The following is a 338-nucleotide window of genomic DNA, read 5'->3' as shown; positions in this document are numbered from 1 at the left end:
GCGCGGCTGTCGAGGCGCAGACCGCTGAGGTTGAGCTCGGGCAGGTCGCTGCATTCGGGCAGCAGCTCCTGCAGGCTGAGCGGCGGCAGGCGCGGGCTCATTGCGCGACCCCCGTATCGGGCGTGGGCTCGATCGCGCCCTCGGCTTCGAGCGGCAGCTCGCCCGGCAGCAGCGTCGGCGCCTGGATCGGCGTCGACACGTACCACTGCTGGATGTCGTCCGGCGGCACGTCGAGGATGCGCAGGGCATCGGCCATCACCCGGCCGAACACCGGTGCGGCGACCAGGCCGCCGAAGTGCTGGCTGGGATCGGGATCGTTGATCACCACCACCATCGAC

Annotated in this window: 1 protein-coding gene; it reads right to left on the bottom strand. The window is 71.3% G+C overall.

Going from position 1 to position 338, the window contains the following annotated elements; genetic code table 11:
- Window positions 1-97 precede the first annotated feature (97 nt).
- On the bottom strand, window positions 98-338 hold a 241-nt coding region (locus FLQ44_RS23565; RefSeq protein ID WP_206208742.1), incomplete at its 5' end, for a hypothetical protein.

Origin of the sequence: Vogesella mureinivorans (assembly GCF_007644035.1) — a bacterium.
GTDB lineage: Bacteria > Pseudomonadota > Gammaproteobacteria > Burkholderiales > Chromobacteriaceae > Vogesella > Vogesella mureinivorans.
The sequence above is the reverse complement of the archived record's forward strand: the minus strand, read 5'-3'. Positions and strand labels throughout refer to the sequence as shown.